Origin of the sequence: Mesorhizobium sp. AR07 (assembly GCF_024746815.1) — a bacterium.
Classification (GTDB): domain Bacteria; phylum Pseudomonadota; class Alphaproteobacteria; order Rhizobiales; family Rhizobiaceae; genus Mesorhizobium.
Genome location: NZ_CP080525.1, coordinates 6505647 through 6523152, shown reverse-complemented (window position 1 = coordinate 6523152; position 17506 = coordinate 6505647). Strand labels below are relative to the sequence as shown.

General features: G+C 63.1%; 13 protein-coding genes. 4 read left to right on the top strand and 9 right to left on the bottom strand.

The annotated features are described in order from the left end of the window. Positions 1-10: 10 nt before the first annotated feature. The 8 genes from BPNPMPFG_RS32090 to BPNPMPFG_RS32055 form a co-directional block, all read right to left on the bottom strand. Positions 11-1639 (bottom strand): alpha-D-glucose phosphate-specific phosphoglucomutase, encoded by a 1629-nt coding sequence (locus BPNPMPFG_RS32090; protein WP_258592543.1) that lies wholly within the window; start codon positions 1637-1639, stop codon positions 11-13. A 3-nt stretch (positions 1640-1642) separates the two neighbouring features. After that, positions 1643-3088, bottom strand: coding sequence for a glycogen synthase GlgA (glgA, locus tag BPNPMPFG_RS32085; RefSeq protein ID WP_258592542.1), 1446 nt, complete (start codon positions 3086-3088; stop codon positions 1643-1645). A gap of 16 nt (positions 3089-3104) precedes the next feature. Then, positions 3105-4370: a glucose-1-phosphate adenylyltransferase gene (gene glgC, locus BPNPMPFG_RS32080; RefSeq protein WP_258592541.1), complete on the bottom strand. Its 1266-nt coding sequence runs from the start codon at positions 4368-4370 to the stop codon at positions 3105-3107. 100 nt (positions 4371-4470) lie between these two features. After that, entirely contained in the window at positions 4471-6684 is a 2214-nt protein-coding gene (gene glgB / locus BPNPMPFG_RS32075) for a 1,4-alpha-glucan branching protein GlgB (protein WP_258592540.1), read from the bottom strand. Positions 6685-6806: 122 nt separating this feature from the next. Then, positions 6807-9275 carry a glycogen/starch/alpha-glucan phosphorylase gene (locus tag BPNPMPFG_RS32070; protein ID WP_258592539.1) on the bottom strand — a complete coding sequence of 823 codons (2469 nt, stop codon included), beginning with the start codon at positions 9273-9275 and terminating at the stop codon, positions 6807-6809. A 132-nt stretch (positions 9276-9407) separates the two neighbouring features. Next, the gene (locus tag BPNPMPFG_RS32065; protein ID WP_258592538.1) at positions 9408-10205 is read right to left on the bottom strand and encodes an ATP-binding cassette domain-containing protein; all 798 of its coding nucleotides are present in this window, start codon (positions 10203-10205) and stop codon (positions 9408-9410) included. Further along, on the bottom strand, positions 10202-11278 hold the full coding sequence (locus BPNPMPFG_RS32060; protein WP_258592537.1) for an ABC transporter permease: 1077 nt from the start codon (positions 11276-11278) through the stop codon (positions 10202-10204). The genes BPNPMPFG_RS32065 and BPNPMPFG_RS32060 overlap by 4 nt, the downstream gene beginning before the upstream one ends. Positions 11279-11426: 148 nt before the next feature. Next, positions 11427-12398 carry a sugar ABC transporter substrate-binding protein gene (locus BPNPMPFG_RS32055; protein WP_258597010.1) on the bottom strand — a complete coding sequence of 324 codons (972 nt, stop codon included), beginning with the start codon at positions 12396-12398 and terminating at the stop codon, positions 11427-11429. 270 nt (positions 12399-12668) lie between these two features. Here BPNPMPFG_RS32055 and BPNPMPFG_RS32050 point away from each other — a divergent pair, with 270 nt between their 5' ends. The 4 genes from BPNPMPFG_RS32050 (at position 12669) to BPNPMPFG_RS32035 (ending at position 16659) form a co-directional block, all read left to right on the top strand. Further along, positions 12669-13895 carry an ROK family transcriptional regulator gene (locus tag BPNPMPFG_RS32050; protein ID WP_258592536.1) on the top strand — a complete coding sequence of 409 codons (1227 nt, stop codon included), beginning with the start codon at positions 12669-12671 and terminating at the stop codon, positions 13893-13895. Further along, the gene (locus BPNPMPFG_RS32045; protein ID WP_258592535.1) at positions 13896-14342 is read left to right on the top strand and encodes an RbsD/FucU family protein; all 447 of its coding nucleotides are present in this window, start codon (positions 13896-13898) and stop codon (positions 14340-14342) included. It abuts the gene before it with no gap. Next, positions 14339-15262: a carbohydrate kinase family protein gene (locus tag BPNPMPFG_RS32040; protein ID WP_258592534.1), complete on the top strand. Its 924-nt coding sequence runs from the start codon at positions 14339-14341 to the stop codon at positions 15260-15262. The genes BPNPMPFG_RS32045 and BPNPMPFG_RS32040 overlap by 4 nt, the downstream gene beginning before the upstream one ends. 254 nt (positions 15263-15516) lie before the next feature. Continuing rightward, on the top strand, positions 15517-16659 hold the full coding sequence (locus BPNPMPFG_RS32035) for a DegT/DnrJ/EryC1/StrS family aminotransferase (protein WP_258592533.1): 1143 nt from the start codon (positions 15517-15519) through the stop codon (positions 16657-16659). A gap of 13 nt (positions 16660-16672) precedes the next feature. On the opposite strand, the gene cysQ is transcribed toward BPNPMPFG_RS32035, so the two are convergent. After that, positions 16673-17503, bottom strand: coding sequence for a 3'(2'),5'-bisphosphate nucleotidase CysQ (gene cysQ / locus BPNPMPFG_RS32030; protein ID WP_258597008.1), 831 nt, complete (start codon positions 17501-17503; stop codon positions 16673-16675). Positions 17504-17506 lie beyond the last annotated feature (3 nt).

Here is a 17506-nt window from a genome sequence, read left to right as displayed (position 1 = left end):
GCAGATTTCATTAAGTGATGACGCTCGGCTTGGCGCGGCCGGTATGGCTGCGAATCCCGGCAATATCATCGGCCGCGGCAATCAGATCGGCAAGGGCGGCCTGCGTGTCGAGATCGTGCCTGGACTTGTCCGGCTCGTAACGCTCGATGTAGACGCGCAAGGTCGCACCAGACGTGCCGGTGCCGGAAAGGCGGAAAACGACGCGCGAACCGCCTTCGAACAACACCCGGATGCCCTGATGTTCGCTGGTCGATCCGTCGACCGGATCGTGATAGGCGAAGTCGTCGGCGCTGGCGATTGTCATGCCGCGCACGCTGGTGCCCGGCAAGGAGCCGAGCTTAGCGCGCAGTTCATCGACCAGCGCGTTGGCGCGGTCGGTGTCGACGTCCTCGTAGTCGTGGCGCGAATAGTAATTGCGCCCATAGGTCGCCCAATGCTCGGTGACGATCTGCTTGCAGCTTTCGTCGCGCGCGGCAAGGATGTTGAGCCATAGCAGCACCGCCCACAGGCCGTCCTTTTCGCGGACATGATTGGAACCGGTGCCGGCGCTCTCCTCGCCGCAGATCGTCGCCATGTCGGCGTCGAGCAGGTTGCCGAAGAACTTCCAGCCGGTCGGCGTTTCATAGATGCCGATGCCGAGTTTGTGAGCAACACGATCGGCCGCGCCGCTGGTCGGCATCGAGCGGGCGATGCCTTTCAGGCCGGCCTTGTAGCCGGGCGCCAGGCGGGCGTTGGCGGCAAGCATGGCGACCGAATCCGAGGGGGTGACGAAGATGCCCTTGCCGATGATCAAATTGCGGTCGCCGTCGCCATCGGAAGCAGCACCGAAATCCGGCGCGTCCGCTCCCATCATCTCGTCATAGAGATGCTTGGCATGGACGAGGTTCGGGTCCGGATGGTGGCCGCCGAAATCCGGCAGCGGCTTGAAGTTGCGGCAGGTGCCGTTGGGCGCGCCCAGCCGGTTCTCGAGGATCTCCTTGGCGTAGGGACCTGTCACCGCGTGCATGGCGTCGAAGCGCATGCGGAAACCCGACTTGAACAGTTTACGCAGCGCGTCGAAATCGAACAGGCTTTCCATCAGCTCGGCATAGTCGGTGACCGGATCGATGATCTCGACCGTCATGCCGGCGGCCTCGACCGTGCCCACCGTGTCGATGTCGATCGGCTCGATGTCGGCGGTCTTGAAGCTCGAGATCGCCTTGGTCTTTTCGAAGATGGCGTCGGTCAGCTTTTCCGGCGCCGGGCCGCCATTGCCGGCATTGTACTTGATGCCGAAATCCTCGTGCGGACCGCCCGGATTGTGGCTGGCCGACAGGATGATGCCGCCGAAGGTCTTGTATTTGCGGATGACATGCGAGGCGGCCGGCGTCGACAGGATGCCGCCCTGCCCGACCATCACCTTGCCGAAGCCGTTGGCGGCGGCCATGGCGATGGCCTTCTGGATGACCTCTCGGTTGTAGAAGCGGCCGTCGCCGCCGATCACCAGTGTCTTGCCCTTGAACCCATCCAGCGCGTCGAAGATCGACTGGATGAAGTTCTCGGCATAGTGCTCCTGCTGGAACACCGGCACTTTCTTGCGCAGGCCGGACGTGCCGGGTTTCTGATCGGAATAGGGTTTGGTGGGAACGGTGCGTATCATGCTTCAGGCAACCCTTTTCGAAAGCAGCGAGCGATAGAGTTCAACGTATTTTTCGGCGCTCTTGTCCCACGACACATCGGCCTTCATGCCTTGGCGCTGCAGCGATTCCCAGACCGCCGGACGGGCATGGGCATCGACGAGACGGCGCATGGCGTGCTGCAAGGCGCCGCCATTGTTGGGCGCGAACTGGAAGCCGGTGGCAACGCCAGCCGAAACGGCAGCCTCGTTGGCATCGATGACGGTATCGGCCAGGCCGCCGGTGCGGGCGACCACCGGCACGCAGCCATAGCGCAGGCCGTAAAGCTGCGTCAGCCCGCACGGCTCGAAGCGCGAGGGAACGACGATGGCGTCGCAACCGCCTTGCATGATGTGCGAAAGCCCCTCGTCATAGCCGACGACGACCCCGATGCGGCCGCGATGCCTGGCCGCGGCGGCAAGCAGCGCACCTTCGAGGCCGGCATCGCCTGAACCCAGGATGGCCAGCCGCGCGCCCGTCGCGACGATGCCGTCGACCACCAGCGCCAATATGTCCATGCCCTTTTGCCAGGTCAGCCGGCTGATGACGCAAACGATCGGGCTGTCGTCGCGATCGAGGCCGAAGCGGTCCTCGACGGCGGCCCGGTTGGACGCGCGCGCGTTCAGCGTGCTGGCCGTGTAGGGGGAGATCAGATGCTTATCGGTTTCCGGATCCCAGATGCCGGTGTCGATGCCGTTGACGATGCCATGGAGATCGCTGGAGCGCATGTTGATGAGGCCGTCGAGACCCATGCCGAATTCCGGCGAGCGGATCTCCTGCGCGTAAGTCGGACTGACCGTGGTGATTGCCCATGCCGCCTGCAGGCCGGCCTTGAGGAAGCCGACGCCACCATAATATTCGACGCCGTCGAGCGCCATCGCCACCGCCGGCAAGCCAAGCTCGCCGAAGATGCCGGCGCCGAACTGGCCCTGGAAGGCCAGGTTGTGGACGGTCATCATCGATGGCACGCCGACCGCCTTGCCGTAACGCATATAGGCCAGCGTCATCGCCGACTGCCAGTCATGGGCATGGACGATGTCAGGCTGGTAGCCAGAGATAGCCCCGCCTGCGATATCGCCGCCGACCTGGCTCAGCGCGGCGAAGCGCCGCCAATTGTCCGGCCAGTCGACGCCGGTCGCATTGCCATAGGGGCCGCCGGGACGGTCGAACAGATGCGGCGCGTCGAGCACGAACAGTTCGAGCCCGGCGAGTTGGACGGAATGGACGCCAGCCTTGCCGCCCTGCAGCAAGGGATATTGCAGGACCGCCCTCTTCTTCTTGAAGGCGGCCATCACCGTTGGAAAGCCCGGCATGAGCGTGCGCATCGTCACGCCCTTGGCCGCCAGCGCGACGGGCAGCGCGCCGGTCACGTCGGCAAGCCCGCCGGTCTTGATCAGCGGGAAGATCTCGGGCGTGACCGACAGAACCTGCATGCGCTTGTTGTCCGTTCTAAAGCTTCAGCTTGTCGATCATGTCCTGGGTGACCAGGCAGATGCCCTTTTCGGAAACGCGGAAACGCTTGGCGTCGAGAACGGGGTCTTCGCCAACCACCAGCCCTTCCGGTATCCTAACACCATGGTCGATGACGACGCGCTTCAACTTTGCGTTCCGGCCGACATGAACGTCGGGCAGCATGACCACTTCTTCGAGCGTCGAATAGGAATTGATGCGCGCGCCGGTGAAGATCAGGCTTCTTTTCAGCGAAGCTCCCGAGACGATGCAATCGCCCGAAACAAGCGAGGAGACGGCGGAGCCACGGCGGCCATCCTCGTCATGCACAAATTTTGCCGGCGGCTTCAGTTCGGCATAGGTCCAGATCGGCCAGTCGCGGTCGTAGAGGTCGAGTTCCGGCGTGATGTCGGTCAAATCGATGTTGGCTTCCCAATAGGCGTCGACCGTTCCGACGTCGCGCCAGTAGGCTTCGTTCTCGGCGGTCGAGCGGACGCAGGACTTGGCAAAGCGGTGGGCGATCGCCTTACCGTGCTGGACGATGTAGGGGATGATGTCCTTGCCGAAGTCTCGGCTCGAGCCCGGCTCGGCGGCATCACGGCGCAGCTGCTCCATCAGGAACTTGGTCTTGAAGACATAGATGCCCATCGAGGCCAGGGCGAACTCCGGCTTGTCGGGAATGCCGGGCGGATCGGCGGGCTTTTCGACGAAGGCGATGATGTTGTCCTTGGCATCGACATGCATGACGCCGAAGCCGGTGGCTTCCATGCGCGGCACTTCGAGGCAGCCGACGGTGACATCGGCATTGGCGTCGACGTGCTGCCGCAGCATCATCTCGTAGTCCATCTTGTAGATGTGGTCGCCGGCCAGGATGACCATGTATTCGGGCCCGTAGGCCTCGATGATGTCGATGTTCTGGTAGACGGCGTCGGCGGTGCCCTCATACCACTGCGTTTCCGAGACGCGCTGGCTGGCCGGCAGGATGTCAAAACTCTCGTTTCGTTCGGGCCGCAGGAAGTTCCAGCCGCGCTGCAGGTGGCGGATCAGCGAATGCGCCTTGTACTGGGTGGCGACACCAAGGCGGCGAATGCCCGAGTTGAGCGCGTTGGAGAGTGCGAAGTCGATGATGCGCGTCTTGCCGCCGAAATAGACGGCCGGCTTGGCCCGCCGGTCGGTCAATTCCTTGAGGCGGCTGCCGCGGCCGCCGGCCAGTATATAGGCCATGGCATCGCGCGCCAGCGGCTGGGTCCGTTTCAAGTCTGCCATTTCTACCCTCCCAAGTTACTCTTTCGCGACCTGTTAGTCAGTCTCGACGGGCTCGGTCGGCAACCAGTTGACGGACTCGGTCCGCAACGAGTTGACGGACTCAGTCCACAACGAGTTCAAGCATGATCGTCGACAGCGGTGGCAAAAGCATCGTTGCAGAGATGCCTCCTCCCTCCGCCCGCGCCTCGATCATGCCGCCATTGCCCTTGCCGGAACCGCCATACTCCGAAGCGTCTGTGTTGATGATTTCGCGCCAGTTTCCCGCCTTCGGCAACGGCACGCGATAATTGTCGCGCGGCACCGGCGTGAAATTGGAGATGACGGCCACCGGGCTGCCGCCCGGTGCGCTGCGCAGCCAGGCAAAAACCGAATTCTGGCTGTCGTCGACGATCAGCCAGGAAAACCCTTCCGGTTCGCAATCACGGCCGTGCAGCGCCGGACGCGAACGATAGAGATAGTTGAGATCGCGCACCGTCTGCCAGACGCCGCGATGCGGCCGGGACTCAAGCAGGTTCCAGTCGAGCGCGCGCGCCTCGCTCCATTCGCGGCGCTGTGCGAACTCCTGTCCCATGAACAGCAGCTTCTTGCCGGGATACCCCCACATGAAGGCGTAATAGGCGCGTAGCGTCGCGAATTTCTGCCAGTCGTCGCCGGCCATCTTGCCGAGCAGCGTGCCTTTGCCGTGCACGACCTCGTCATGCGAGAGCGGCAGTACGAAATTCTCCGAGAAGGCGTAGGTCAGGCCGAAGGTAAGGTCGTTGTGATGGTGCTTTCGGAAGATCGGCTCCTTGGAGAAATACTCCAGCGTGTCGTGCATGAAGCCCATGTTCCACTTGAAGCCGAAGCCCAGCCCGCCTTCATGCACAGGTGCCGAGACTTTTGGCCATGAGGTCGATTCCTCGGCGATCGTCATGACGCCGGGGTGGTGACCGTAAAGCTCCTTGTTCATCTTCTGCAGGAAGCTGACCGCTTCGAGGTTCTCGCGGCCGCCCTTCTCGTTGGGGATCCATTCGCCCTGCTTGCGCGAATAATCGAGGTAGAGCATCGAGGCGACCGCATCGACGCGAAGCCCGTCGACATGATATTTCTCGGCCCAGAACAACGCGTTGTTGACGAGGAACGACACCACCTCGCGGCGGCCGAAATTGTAGATCGCGGTGTTCCAGTCGGGATGAAAACCCTTGCGCGGGTCGGCATGCTCATAGAGGGCGGTGCCGTCGAAATGGACCAGACCGTGTTCGTCGACCGGGAAATGCGCCGGTACCCAGTCGAGGATGACGCCGACGCCGGCGCGGTGGGCGCCATCGACGAAACGAGCAAAGCCGTCCGGGTCGCCGAAGCGGGCCGACGGCGCATAGAGTCCGGTCGTCTGATAGCCCCAGGACGGGTCATAGGGGTGTTCGGAGATCGGCATGAATTCGATGTGGGTGAAGCCGGTCTCGACGACATAGGGGATCAGCCGGTCGGCCAGATCGTCCCATGACAGGAAGGTGCCGTCGTCGCGAAGCTGCCAGGAGCCGGCATGGACCTCGTAGATCGAGATGGCTTCGCGCCGGGGATCGGCGTTGCGCCAGTAACTGCGATGGGCCTCGTCGCCCCACGGATGCGCCGGCGGCACCGCCGTCACTGAAGCCGTGGCCGGCCGCAGCTCGGACTTGAAGGCGAACGGATCGGCCTTCAGCGGCAACCTGACGCCATCGGGGCCAATGATCTCGTATTTGTAGGGCCGGCCGGCGCCGATGTCGGGAATGAACACCTCCCAGATGCCGGTGTCGCGACGGTCGCGCATCGAGTGCCGGCGGCCGTCCCATTCGTTGAAATCGCCGACCACCGAAACGCGCTTGGCATTGGGAGCCCAGACGGCGAAATGCACGCCCGACGCACCTTCGTGCTCGATGACATGCGCGCCGAGCTTGTCGAACAGCCTGAGGTGCGAGCCTTGGGCGATATAATAGTCGTCCATCGGCCCGAGCACCGGACCGAACGAATACGGATCCGTCAGCCACCAGTCGCCACCCGCATTGCGTGCGTGATAGCGCAGGGGCTGCCGCTTCTTGATCGAGAGCTTGCCTTCGAAAAACCCGCCATCGTCGCGCCTGGACAGTTCACCGGCGATGATGCCGGTCAGCGTGTAGGCGGTGACGGACTCCGCATGCGGAACGAAGCAACGGGCAAACAGGCTCTTGCCGATCTCATGGACGCCAAGGACCGCGAACGGATCGCCGTGCGTGCCGGCAACAATCGCCTCGACATCGCTGGCTGCCGCCAGTCCGTCCGGCCCGCTTGTCGCAGCGGTCGCGCGCGGCTTCTTCATCAGGCAGTGTCCCTCCCCGGGCACGACTCTTTGTTCGTGTGCATCTCGTTGTCCCAAAACCGCTATGCACTTTTGGGCGACATGCACAGGACCACATTTGTTCGTGGCCTCATGCAATCACATCAGACAGGCACGTTCCAGATTTCTTTCGCATATTGGCGGATCGTGCGATCGGAGGAGAACCAGCCGACACGCGCAACGTTGCGGATTGCCCTGGCATACCAGTCGGGGCTGTTGCGCCAGACCGCATCGACCTCGCGCTGGGCGGCGGCGTAGGCGTCGAAATCGGCGGCGACCATGAACCAGTCGCTCTCATAGAGACCATTGATGAGGTCGCGGTAGCGTTCCGGATCGTCCGGCGAGAAGACGCCCGACGAAACGGCGGCAACCGCTTGTGCCAGTTCGGGCGATGCTTCGATCACACCGCGCGGATTGTAGCCATTGTTGCGCCGCTCGGCGACCTCGGCCGTAGTCAGGCCGAAGATGAAGATGTTGTCGTCGCCGACGCACTCCTTGATCTCGACATTGGCGCCGTCGAGCGTGCCGATGGTGAGCGCGCCATTCAGCGCGAACTTCATGTTGCCGGTGCCCGACGCTTCCATGCCGGCGGTCGAAATCTGCTCGGAAAGGTCGGCGGCCGGCATCATGATCTCGGCCAGACTGACATTGTAGTTCGGCACGAACACCATCTTCAGCAAACCGCGAACGGCTGGGTCGCCGTTGATGACCTTGGCGACGTCGTTGGCGAGTTTGATGATAAGCTTGGCGTTGTGGTAGCTGGGCGCCGCCTTGCCGCCGAAGAATTTCACGCGCGGCATCCAGTCGCGTTCGGGATGCGAGCGGATCTGGTCGTAGAGCGCGATCGCTTCGAGGATGTTCAGGAGCTGCCGCTTGTATTCGTGGATGCGCTTGATCTGGATGTCGAACAAGGCCGAGGGATCCACCTTGATGCCGAGCCGGTCGGCGACGAGGTTGGCCAGCCGCGCCTTGTTGGCGCGCTTGACGGCGGCGAACTTGTCGCGAAAGGCGGCATCGCCGGCGAAAGCGTCGAGGCCCTTGATGGCGTCGATGTCGTCGAGAAAGCGGTCGCCGATCGCCTCGCGGGCGAGCGCCGTCAGCCCGGGGTTGCACTGGATCAGCCAGCGCCGCGGCGTGATGCCGTTGGTCTTGTTGTTGATGCGATCGGGATAGAGCCTGTGCAGGTCGGCGAACACCGTCTCCTTCATCAGATCGGTGTGAAGGGCAGAAACGCCATTGATCGAGTGCGAGCCGACAAAGGCCAGATTGCCCATGCGCACCCGGCGGTCGCCATTTTCCTGGATCAGCGAGATACGACTGATCTGCTCGTCGGAGAACTGGTCGGAGGCACGCGCTTCCAGAAGCACCTCGGCGTTGATCGCGTAGACGATCTGCATATGGCGCGGCAAAAGCCGCTCGAACAGCGGCACCGGCCAGCTTTCCAGCGCCTCGGGCAGCAGCGTGTGGTTGGTGTAGCCGAAGGTGCGCTTGGTGACGCTCCAGGCAAGGTCGAAATCCATGCCGTGGACATCCATCAACAGGCGCATCAGTTCGGGCACCGCGATGGCCGGATGGGTATCGTTGAGATGGATCGCCGCCTTCTCGGGCAGCGACTTCAGGTCGCCATACTGGCTGAGATGGCGCTGGACGATGTCCTGCAGCGAGGCGGTGGAGAAGAAATACTCTTGCCGCAGCCGCAGTTCCTGCCCGGCCTTGTGCGAATCCGCTGGATAGAGCACGCGCGACAGGGCGTCGGCCTTGTTGCTTTCGGCAAGCGCGCCGATGTGGTCGCCGGCATTGAACTTGTCGAGCAGGATCGGGTCGACCGGCATGCCGGACCACAGCCGCAGCGTGTTGACGCGGTTGGCCCGCCAGCCAACGACGGGCGTGTCATAGGCGACGGCCAGAACATGCTCGGTCGGCTTCCAGACATGGCGCTCGAGCCTTCCGTCCTTCGACGTGATCGATTCCACCGAACCGCCGAAACCGACCTCGAAGGAGCGTTCGCGCCGTTCGAATTCCCACGGGTTGCCGTGATCGAGCCAGGTCTCGGGCAGTTCGACCTGCCAGCCGTCGTGGATCTCCTGGCGGAACATGCCATTGGCATAGCGGATGCCATAGCCATGCGCGGGAATGTCGACGGTGGCCATGCTTTCCATGAAGCAGGCGGCGAGCCGGCCGAGACCGCCATTGCCAAGTGCGGCATCCGGCTCGAGTGCCGCGATGAGGTCGAGGTCGACACCCAGCGACGACAGCGCCTCGCGCATATTGTCCATCAGGCCGAGATTGGAGAAGGCGTCGCGCATCAGGCGGCCGATGAGGAACTCCAGCGACAGGTAGTAGACGCGCTTTTCCTGCTGGTCGTAGGCCTCTTTCGTCGCCTGCATCCAGTGATCGACAATGCGGTCGCGCACGACCTTGATCGATGCGGTCAGCCAGTCGTACTGGGTCGCGACGGTGGTATCCTTGCCGACCCGGTATTTGAGGGCCACCAAGACTTCTCTTGCGAGCGTCTGTGGGTCAGGATTTTCGAGCAGTGGCGGGAGGGGTTCGGATATCATCGCGCTCGTCATGATGCCTCTCGTGCGGTTGCCATGATCATACCGGCTTTCATCGTTCCTCCCAGCCCATGCTAGCCGATACCGCTGCGTATTCAATCGATTTAGATGAACCTGGGCCAGCTTACCCTGCGGCAATTTGACAGTTCAAGCCGCCAGCGCCGCCTCGGGCGGAGCCTTTGCTCCGGTCATGAAGGCGACGGCATCGGACATTGTATATTGCTTGGGATCGATGACGGCGAGGCGACGGCCGAGCCGATGGATGTGAATGCGGTCGGCCACTTCGAAGACATGCGGCATGTTGTGCGAGATCAGCACGATCGGCAGGCCGCGCCGCTTGACGTCAAGCATCAGCTCGAGCACGCGGCGGCTCTCCTTGACGCCAAGCGCCGCCGTCGGTTCGTCCATGATCACCACGCGGCTGCCGAATGCGGCGGCGCGCGCCACCGCAACACCCTGGCGCTGGCCGCCTGACAGCGTTTCGACCGACTGGTTGATGTTCTGGATGGTCATCAGGCCAAGTTCGGACAGTTTTTCGCGGGCTTTCCTTTGCATCGCCGAACGGTCGAGCATGCGCAGCCATTGTCCGACAAAGCCCGGTTTGCGGATTTCGCGTCCGAGGAACATGTTGTCGGCGATGGAAAGCGCCGGCGACAGCGCCAGATTCTGGTACACGGTTTCGATCCCGGCCAGCCGCGCCTCGATCGGCGAGCGGAAATGGACCGCCTTGCCGTCGAGTTCGATGGTGCCGGAATCGGGTATCACCGCGCCGCACAACGCCTTGACCAGGGTCGATTTGCCGGCGCCGTTGTCGCCGATCACGGCGAGTATCTCGCCATGCATCAGGTCAAAATCGGCATTGTCGAGCGCCACAACCCTGCCGTAGCGCTTGTTGAGGCTTTTTGCCTGAAGGATTGGGGTTTGGGGAATGGGCTGGGTGCTCATGCCGAGATCTTCCTGATCCACTGGTCGATGGTGACGGCGAGGATGATGAGGATACCAACAGTGAATTCCTGCCAGAGCGAGTCGACGCCGGCCAAAGCGAGGCCGTTGCGGAACACGCCGACGATCAACGCACCGAACAGCGTTCCGACGATCGAGCCGCGGCCGCCGAACAGCGACGTCCCGCCAATGACCACGGCCGTGATCGCATCGAGATTCGCGGTCTGGTTGCCGAGCGGACTGGCGGCCCCGATACGGCCGATCAGCGCCCAGCTGGCGATGGCGCAAATGACGCCGGCCAGTGTGTAAACGGCAATCAGCGTGCCGCGCGTGTTGATGCCGGCAAGCCTTGCCGACTCCGCGTCGTCGCCCGTCGCATAGACGTGCCGCCCGAAAGCCGTCCGATTGAGCGCATACCAGATGATGATCGCCGTCAGGATCATGGCGATGGTGCCATAGGTCAGCACGGCTCCGCCGCCCAGCCTGATCGTATGGCCGAGCCACTGCAGCAGCGGCCCCATCGTCTCGATGTCCTGCGCCCTCACCGTCTCGGAGTGCGAGACATAGATGACCATGGCGCCGTAAACGCTCCAAGTCCCCAGCGTCACGATAAAGGGCGGCAGTTTGATGATGGCAACGAGGACGCCATTGATGAGACCGCAGAGCAGGCCCGTAAGCATTCCCAGAATAAAGGCGATTTCGACCGGGACACCGAAGGTGACAGTCAACCGACCCATGACGATGGATGACAGCACCATCATCGCGCCGACCGACAGGTCAATGCCGGCAGTCAGGATGACGAGAGTCTGGGCGATGCCCAGAAAGGCAATGATGGTGACCTGCTGGAGGACGAGCGACAGATTGAACGGCGCAAAGAACCGGCCTCCGGCGGCCACCGAAAAAATCAGGACGCCGACGACGAGCACGATGAAAGGGATTGCGGTGGGATATTCGTGCAGAAATCTCTGGAGGCTCTTCAGCCCGGAACGGCGATCTTCCTCGAAACTCGCCACCGACTGATCGCTGCCCTGGAGGCCGCGTTCGGCAACGGCCGAACCGGTTGTGTCGTCGCTCATCTCTAATATCCCCTCCCAAGGATCCCGTGTTTCGGGAAAGAGCGGCCAGCGCCGCCCTTTCCGTTGGAGTTTAAACCCTTCTGACGGGTGTTGGAACGGTCCATCGTTTCACGGAAACGCCGAACCGTTCCATTGCTCTAGGAAGGCATCAGCCCCAGCACAGCTCGAGGCCCTTCTTGGTGTCGATGGATTCGACGCCCTTGACCGGCTTGTTGGTGATCAGCGTCGCGCCAGTGTCGAAGAACTCCTTGCCGGGCGTGGGCTTCGGCTTTTCGCCGGTCTTGGCGAATTTCTCGATCGCTTCCATCGCCATGGCCGCCATCTTCAGCGGATATTGCTGCGAGGTCGCGCCGATGACGCCGGCCGCGACGTTCTTGACGCCCGGGCAGCCGCCGTCGATCGACACCACCAGCACCGAGCCATCATCCTTGCCGGCCGCCTTGAGGGCCTGATAACCACCCGCCGCCGCCGGTTCGTTGATCGTGTACATGACGTTCACATCGGGGCACTTCTGCAGCAGCGTTTCCATCGCGGTGCGACCGCCGTCCTCGGCGCCGCCAGTCATCTCGTGTCCGCAGATACGCGCATCAGTCTCGTCGCCATATTTCTTCGGATCCTTGATGTCGATGCCGAAGCCCTGCATGAAGCCCTGATCGCGAAGATAGTCGACCGTCGGCTGATTGGTGGCGAGGTCGAGGAAGGCGATCTTGGCGCTCGAAGCCTTGTCACCCAGCGTACCCTTGGCCCACTGGCCGATCAGCTCGCCGGCCTTGAAATTGTCGGTCGCAAACGTCGCGTCGGCGGCGCCGATCGGATCAAGCGGCGTGTCGAGCACGATGACCAGCAGGCCGGCATCGCGCGCCTTCTTGATCGTCGGCACGATGGCGCTGGAATCGCTTGGCACGATCGCAAAACCCTTCGCACCAGCCGAAATCAGGTTCTCGATGGCAGCCACCTGGCTGTCATTGTCGCCGTCGAACTTGCCGGCGAAGGTCTGCAGCGTAAGGCCGAGTTCCTTCGCCTTGGCCTGCGCACCCTCGCGCATCTTGACGAAGAACGGATTGCCTTCGGTCTTGGTGATCAGGCCGACAATGTCAGCCGCATGCGAGGCCGAGACCATCGCGCCATAAAAGGCAAGGCCGGCAACGGCCGCCTTCAGAACAGTCCATTTACCCATGACTTCCTCCCAGTAGACCATATCGGAAGCCGGCCAACCGGCATCCGCACAAGCATCCGAACAAGCTCTTCCCAGCGTGGACGCTTGCTCCAAACAGACACCAGAGCGAAGTCTCTGTCAATAATTAAATCACTCTTATTTATTATTGACAGCCTCGCTTCATTCACCCATTCTGGCCCAAAAGCATTGCGGGGAAACGACGGGAGGAACAGGGTGGAGACCGCCATTGCGAGGCACGGCTCGCCCGAGGCGAATGACAGCCTCATTCACCGTGGCACCAACCAGAGCGGCATGCGGGATCACAACGAGCGGCTCGTGCTCTCGCTGGTGCGCCAGCACGGCAGCCTGGCGAAATCCGACATTGCCCGCATGACCGGGCTTTCGGCGCAGACGGTGTCGGTCATCATGCGCGAACTGGAGGAAGAAGGGCTTCTGCTGCGCCAGGCGCCGCTGCGCGGCAAGATCGGCCAACCCTCCATCCCGATGGCGCTCAATGCCGAAGGCGCCTTCTTCATCGGCCTGAAGATCGGCCGCCGCAGCGCTGAACTGGTGCTGATCGATTTCCTTGGCCATGTCCGCTCGATGCTGCAGCATTCCTATCGTTACCCGGCGCCGCGCGAGACGGTGGATTTCGTCACCAACGGCATGCGGCAGATGCGCGGCGAACTGACGCCCGTACAGGACAAGCACATCGCCGGCCTGGGCATCGCCATGCCGTTCGAATTGTGGAACTGGGCCGATACCGCCGGCGCCCCGCGCGACGTCATGGACGAATGGCGTCACCGCGACATCAGGGCCGACATCCAGGCGCAATGCGATTTTCCGGTCTATCTGCAGAACGATGCCACTTCGGCCTGCGGCGCCGAACTCGTCTTTGGCCAGACCGGTGCCGCGCGTGATTTCGTCTATTTCTACATCGGCGCCTTCGCCGGCGGCGGCATCGTGCTGAATGGCCGGCTTTTTGGTGGCCCAACCGGCAATGCCGGTGCGCTCGGATCCATGCCCGTGCCCGGGCCGGACGGCAAGCCGGCTCAATTGATCGACGTGGCGTCCATCGCCATGCTCGAAAAAGCGCTCAATGCGCGCGGCGTCGAGGCTTCGCATCTGTGGACATCGCCGGAAGACTGGGGCGAGATCGGCCCCGAACTCGATGACTGGATCGCCAGCGCCTCCCAGGCGCTCGCCTATGCCATCGTCGCCGCATCCTCGGTTATCGATTTCGAGGCGGCGGTGATCGACGGATGGATGCCGAAGGCCGTGCGCCGCCGGCTGGTTGATGCCGTCATCGCGGCCATCGCCACGGTCGACGGCGAGGGCCTGAAGCTTCCCGCCGTCCGCGAGGGAACCGTCGGCATTCATGCCCGGGCGCTCGGCGGCGCCAGCCTGCCGCTTTCCGAACGCTTCCTGATCGGTTCGACGACGATTTCCAGGAGCGCCTGAATGCTGATCGGCATCCCGGCGCTGCTTGGTCCGGAGCTTCTGGCGACGTTGCGCGCCATGGGCCATGGCGACGAGATCGCCCTTGTCGACGGAAACTACCCGGCCGAGGAACAGGCCAACCGGCTCATCCGAGCCGATGGTCATCATCTCCTGCCGGTGCTCGATGCGATCTTGAGCGTGCTGCCGGTCGACGATGCCGTGCCGGAGGCGCTGTTTCGCGCCTCGGTCAGGGGCGACCCCTCGCTTGCCGATCCCGTGCATCATGAGATCGAGGCGCTGTGTGCAAAACGCGCTCCCGGCCGCAAGGTGGTTGCGCTGGCCGGAGCCGACTTCTATGCACGGGTCAAATCGGCGCATGCCATCGTCGCGACAAGCGAGCCGCGGCTCTACGCCAACATCATCATCCGCAAGGGCGTGATCTATCCGCCGGAGACCAAGAAGCCATGATCCTCTGCTGCGGCGAAGCCCTGATCGACATGCTGCCGCGCACGACGACCAACGGCGAGCCGGCCTTTGCCCCCTATGTCGGCGGCGCCGTCTTCAACACGGCGATCGCGCTTGGGCGGCTGGGCGCGCCGGCAGGTTTCTTTTCGGGCCTGTCGTCGGATCTGTTCGGCGGCCAGTTCCGGGACGCGCTTGGGGCCAGCAAGGTCAGTTCCACCTATGCACACACCTCGCCAAGGCCGACGACGCTTGCCTTCGTCAAGCTGGACAATGGCCAGGCGACCTACACATTCTACGACGAGAACACCGCCGGCCGCATGCTGACCATCGACGACCTGCCGGAACTCGGCAACGAGATCGAGGCCATGCTGTTCGGCGCCATCAGCCTGATCTCCGAGCCCGCCGGCAGTGCCTATGAGGAATTCATGAAGCGCGAGCATGAAAGCCGCGTCATGATGATCGATCCCAACATCCGGCCTAACTTCATCCCGGACAAGGCAAAGCATCTCAGGCGTATCCGCGCCATGATGGCGATGGCCGACATCGTGAAACTGTCGGATGAAGACCTGAACTGGTTCGGCGAAGCCGGTTCGCACGAGGACGTCATCCGCAACTGGCTCGACCGCGGCCCCAAGCTGATCGTCGTCACGCATGGCAGCGAAGGCGCCGTCGGCTACACCAGGGAACATGCCGTCACGGTGATGCCGGAGAAGGTCAAGGTGGTCGACACGGTCGGCGCCGGCGACACGTTCAACGCCGGCATCCTCGCCTCGTTACACGAGCAAGGCCTGCTGACGAAGACGGCGATCGCCGGCCTTTCGCAGGACGCCATCGGCAAGGCGCTGGCGCTTGGCGCCAAGGCAGCGGCCGTGACCGTGTCGCGGGCGGGCGCCAATCCGCCCTGGCGGCATGAGATTGCCTGACAGACGGCAAACCGCCTGGAAAGCGCCGGGATCGTCGATCACTTTATGTTTCGCCTGACCGCGCGGATTTTGTATAATCCGCAGGCGGCAGCTGCCGAAGCCCGGATTTCAGGCATCTCGCACGATTGAGCCGGAAATTCGAGGTAACAGACTGCGACACTTGCGCAATTCGCGGTTTTGCTCCGGCGGCTTTCTCGGCTGGCGCAACTCTGATACCAGCGGCCGGTTATCTGGCTAACCCGTTTGAGGCCGACATGCAGTTCATCGATCTTGGCGCGCAGCGCGAACGAATCCGCGACCGGCTGAAGGCCGCGATCGACCGTGTCGTCGAAGAAGGCCGCTATATCCTCGGCCCGCAAGTCACCGAATTCGAAAACAAGCTCGCCGCCTATATCGGCACTAAGCATGTCGTGGCCTGCGCCAACGGCACCGACGCGCTGCTGTTGCCGCTGTTTGCGGCCGGTGTCGGTCCGGGCGACGCGGTGTTCGTGCCGAGCTTCACGTTCGCCGCGACCGCCGAAGTGGTGGCACTGGCCAAGGCAGAGCCGGTGTTCGTCGATGTCGATCCGCATAGCTACAACATCGACATTGCCAGCCTCGAGGCGGCCATCGCCATGATCAAGAAGGAAGGCCGGCTGCAGCCCAAGGCAATCATTCCCGTCGATCTGTTCGGCCTCGCCGCCGACTACGATTCGATCATGGCGATCGCCAACCGCGAGGGGCTGATGGTGATCGAAGATGCCGCCCAGTCGATGGGCGGCTCAAGCGACGGCAAGATGTGCGGCTCGTTCGGTGCCGTGGGCTCGACCAGCTTCTACCCGGCAAAGCCGCTTGGCTGCTACGGCGACGGCGGCGCGATGTTCACCAATGACGATGCGCTGGCCGAGCAGCTCAGATCGTTCGCCTTCCACGGCAAGGGTGAGACGCAGTACGACAATGTCCGGGTCGGCATCAATTCGCGGCTCGACACGATTCAGGCGGCGATCCTGATCGAGAAGCTCGCCATCCTGGAAGAAGAGATGGTGGCCCGCCAGGTGGTGGCCAACCGCTACGCCGAAGGGCTTGGCGACATTGTCACGGCGGCCCGCAATCTGGACGGCAGCCGTTCAGCCTGGGCACAGTACGCAATCGAGACGCCGAAGCGCGACGGGCTGAAGGCACATCTCGGCGAAAAGGGCATTCCGTCGGTCATCTACTATGTGAAGCCGTTGCACGCCCAGGTCGCTTATCGCGACTATCCGCGCACGCCGACCGGCCTTGCCGTGTCGGAGGACCTGCCGAAGCGGATCCTGTGCCTGCCAATGCACCCGTATCTCGGCGAAGCCGACCAGGATCGCATCATCGAAACGATCCGCAACTATATCGGCTCGAATTCGGCGCAGGCGGCAGCCGAGTAGATTTCGGCCCGTCTCAGGCGGGGCTCGCCTCGCCTGCCTTGCCGCTGGTCCCGCTCTTGCCGCTGGCCCCGCCCTTCCCGCTGGCAATGAAATGCGGGTTGGCAAAATCCTCGTCGTCGCTCTGCTGGCGCTTGCCATAGAGCAAGGGTTGGCCATCCAGCGTGCGCGTCATGCCGCCGGCCGCGCGCAGCACGGCATCGCCCGCTGCGGTATCCCACTCCATGGTGCGGCCGAAGCGCGGATAGACATCCGCTTCGGCGCTGGCGAGAAGACAGAATTTCAAGGACGAACCGACCGAAACGATTTCGGCGGCACCGAGATCGCGAATATAGGCCTCGGTTTCCGGTGTGTTGTGGGAGCGGCTGGCAACCACCGCCAGCGGCGCAACGGCTGTTCTGACCGAGATCGGCCGGCGGCCTGTGACCTGGTAGTCGCCATCGATCTCGAGCGCTTCCGCCCTGCCCGGCCGGCCCGAAAAAAATCGGCCGCTGCAGGGCGCGAAGACAACGCCGACTTCCGGCACGCCATGACGGACAAGCGCGATGTTGACGGTGAAATCGGTGCGGCGGTTGACGAATTCCTTGGTGCCGTCGAGCGGATCGATGAGAAAGAAGGCGCCATCCAGATCGGGCGGCACGATGCCGGCGGACGCTTCCTCCTCGGCGACGCAGGGAATGTCGGGAAATGCGGCACGCAGTCCGGCGAGAATGATCTTCTCGCTCTCGCGGTCCGCCTCGGTCACCGGCGAGGCATCGGACTTGCGGTCGACCGCACAGCCGGCGTGGAAGACACGCATCACCTCGCGGCCGGCCGCCAGGGCCAGCCGCTCGAAGATTTCGAGCATCAG